Source organism: Roseateles sp. P5_B10 (assembly GCF_056400485.1).
Genome location: NZ_JBFULE010000734.1, coordinates 1 through 2,634 on the forward strand (window position 1 = coordinate 1; position 2,634 = coordinate 2,634).

General features: G+C 68.0%; 3 protein-coding genes and 1 pseudogene. All 4 read right to left on the reverse strand.

The features are described from left to right. Positions 1–96 precede the first annotated feature (96 nt). Complete coding sequence (locus AC1DU6_RS26745; protein ID WP_056201961.1) at positions 97–1,113, reverse strand: bifunctional riboflavin kinase/FAD synthetase; 1,017 nt, start codon at positions 1,111–1,113, stop codon at positions 97–99. 21 nt (positions 1,114–1,134) lie between these two features. Next, positions 1,135–1,872, reverse strand: a complete 738-nt coding sequence (locus AC1DU6_RS26750) for a 16S rRNA pseudouridine(516) synthase (protein ID WP_457352854.1) — start codon at positions 1,870–1,872, stop codon at positions 1,135–1,137. Then, positions 1,869–2,423: a DUF3617 domain-containing protein gene (locus tag AC1DU6_RS26755; RefSeq protein WP_056201967.1), complete on the reverse strand. Its 555-nt coding sequence runs from the start codon at positions 2,421–2,423 to the stop codon at positions 1,869–1,871. Before AC1DU6_RS26755 ends, AC1DU6_RS26750 begins: the two co-directional genes overlap by 4 nt. Positions 2,424–2,472: 49 nt before the next feature. Next, a pseudogene (locus AC1DU6_RS26760) lies at positions 2,473–2,634 on the reverse strand (acyl-CoA dehydrogenase family protein); the annotation flags it as partial.

Consider the following 2,634-nt stretch of genomic DNA (forward strand, 5'->3'; position numbering starts at 1 on the left):
GAGCGGTAGTCCGGGGTGGTCATGGCATGCGGCCAGGCGGCGTGCCTGGCGATCAAGAAGCGGGGAGGGCGGAGCGAAGAGCGGCGGGGAGCCGCTTCAAATTCGGTCGCGCGTGGTCTGGCGTCGCTGGGCGGCGTGGGTGGCCAGGAAGGCGCGCGCCGCCGCCGTGTCGGCTGCGATGGCAGCCGTGAGCGCTTCAAGCCCGTCGTACCTGGCTTCGTCGCGAAGTTTGTGCAGCAGTTCCACGCGGGCGAGTTTACCGTAGCCCCCCTCGGGGCCGAGGGGCCACCGCAGGCAATGCACCTCCAGCAGCACGCGGCCGGCATCTTCGACGGTGGGCCGCCGGCCCAGGCTGGCGACGCCCGGCAGCGGCTCGGGCGTCAGGCCATGCACCAGCACCGCGAAGATGCCCTGGGCGGCCGGCTTGTCATGGTCGAAGCGCAGGTTCAAGGTGCGAAAGCCGTCGGCCGCGCCGGGGGCGCTCTCGCCCAGTTGGCGGCCCAGCTTGCGCCCGTGCGTGATGTGGCCCGAGATGGCATAGGGCCGACCCAGCAGCGCCGCGGCGGCCGCCATGTCGCCCGCGGCCAGCGCCTCGCGCACGGCCGAGCTGCTGACGCGCAGGCCGTGCACCTCGTAGCTCATCATGCGGGCCACGTCGAAGCCGCGCGCCTGGCCGGCGGCATCCAGCGTCGCATAGTCGCCCTGGCGCTTGGCACCAAAGCGGAAGTCGTCACCGACCAGCACATAGCGAGCGCCCAGGCCGTCGACAAGCACCTGGCGGATGAAGTCCGGCGCCGGCAGTGAGGCCAGGGCCTCGTCGAAGCGCAGGATGACGACCTGGTCGACACCGCAGCGCTCCAGCTCCACGAGCTTGTCGCGCAGATTGGCGATGCGGGCGGGCGCGAGTTCGGGCTTGTGGGCCTTGGCGGCGAAGAAGTCGCGCGGATGCGGCTCGAAGCTCAGCACGCAGGTCGGCAGCCCGCGGTGGCGGGCCTCTGACTGCAGCAGCGCCAGCATGGCCTGGTGCCCGCGGTGCACGCCGTCGAAGTTGCCGATGGTCAGTGCGCAGGCAGGTGCGATGCCGGGGTGGTGGAAGCCTCTGAAAACTCGCATGGGCTCATTGTCCCCGCTGCGTCATTGGCCCCAGACCTCCGCAGGGCTCGCCACCCAGCGCCATTGGCCGGGCGCCAGGTCGGCCGGCAGCGTCAGCGCGCCGAACTGCGGTCGGTGCAGGGCCTCGACGCGGTTGCCGACGGCCGCGACCATGCGCTTGACCTGGTGGTATTTCCCTTCGACAAGGGTCAGCCGCAGCAGCGTCTCGTCGGCGATCTCGGCGCCTTCGGCCTTGCTGATCTCGGGCGGTCGCTGGAACTTGGCCGGAAGCTTGCTCTCTGGCTCCTTCAGCTCGACGCCGGCCAGCAACTGCTCGACCATGGTCGCCGTCAGCGGATGCTTGCAGCGCGCTTCGTAGACCTTGGGCACATGGTGCTTGGGCGAGGTCAGCTTGTGGATCAAGGTGCCGTCGTCGGTCAGCAGCAGCAGGCCGGTCGTGTCTTCATCGAGCCGACCGATGGGCTGCACGCCGCGCTCGCGCAGCGGCGCTGGCAGCAGGCTGAGCACGCTGGGGTGGTGCTTGGGCTTTTGCGAGCATTCGTAGCCGGCCGGCTTGTTCAGCAGGATCAGTGCCTTGTCGTAGCAGGGCCACTCCAGGCCACCGACCGTGAAGCGCATGCCTTGAGTCTCGAACTCGGCCTCCGGGTCGTCGACGACTTCGCCGTTGACCGACACCTCGCCGTTCCATACCAGCCCTGCGCACAGGCGCCGCGTTCCGAAGCCCTGGCTGAAGAGGATCTGTGAGAGCCGCTGTTTCACGGCGTGGCTTTGGGCCGTGCCTGGATGGGCTGGATGTTGCCGCAGTCGGCGCTGATCCAATGGCCCTCGCCGCTGACGGCCGTCGTCACGGTCTTGCCGTCGCGCTGGCGGGTCAGCTTGACGTCGCTGGTGAAGGCGGTGTTGCCTTGCAGGGTGGTCGTGCCTTCACCCTCGGTGGCCGGGTCGGTGCAGACGAAATGGCTGTGGATGACATTGCCGCTGCGGCGGACATCGTGGGTGCAGTTGCCGGCCGGATGAGAGGGCGTGAGGTCGCGCTTGACCTGCTCCTCGGTGAGGCAGCTCTTGACAGTGACCGCACCACCCGCGAAATCCATGCTGACGCCGCGCTTGGCCATCATCTCCTGCATCATCTGCTTCTGAGCCGGGGGCATGCTCTCCATGGCCTTCTGGGCCTTTTCCATCTGCGCCTTGCGCTCGGGGTCGACCTGGGTGGTTTGTTTCATCTCCCACAGGCCCGGCTTCATCATCTGGGCCGAGGCGGAAGTCGCTAGCGCGACCAGGGAAAGGGCAATACAGCGAGCAGCGATCATGGCAAGGTCTCTCGAATGAAAGCGTGGTGAGACCTTGGCTCCTTCACGCTCAGGCAAACACGCCCGCAGTATCCAACATGCTCTGGCTGACCTGACCCAGGTGATGCATGGTGTCGCCCCATTGCATCTCCATGACGGTCAGGCGCTTGAAGTAGTGGCTGCCGGCGTACTCGTCGGTGACGCCGATGCCGCCGTGCAGCTGGGTGCACTG

Coding starts and splice junctions, on each gene's coding strand:
- AC1DU6_RS26745 (WP_056201961.1), bottom strand. CDS start 1,113: ATGCGAGTTTTCAGAGGCTTCCACCACCCCGGCATCGCACCTGCCTGC.
- AC1DU6_RS26755 (WP_056201967.1), bottom strand. CDS start 2,423: ATGATCGCTGCTCGCTGTATTGCCCTTTCCCTGGTCGCGCTAGCGACT.